The following is a 216-nucleotide window of genomic DNA, read 5'->3' on the forward strand; positions in this document are numbered from 1 at the left end:
AGTGTTGTACTACCTGGCCCTCCTGCTTTAGGGGATGCTGTTAATTGGTATGCAAACGCCACTGGAGGTACTGCATTAGCTTCTGGCCTTAATTATACGCCTACCGATACAGCTATTGGAGTTTACACTTACTATGCTGAAGCTGAAGAAACTGTCTCTGGTTGTGTGAGCTCTAGAATACCAGTAGTTCTTACTATTGAAACACCTGCTAATGCT

The 216-nt window shown here is 44.0% G+C and carries 1 protein-coding gene; it reads left to right on the plus strand.

Annotation, left to right across the window (positions count from 1 at the left end):
* Positions 1-216: Ig-like domain-containing protein (locus ACVC08_RS00415; protein ID WP_452600542.1), on the plus strand; the 216-nt coding region annotated here is incomplete at both ends.

This window comes from Pontimicrobium sp. MEBiC06410 (assembly GCF_053601615.1).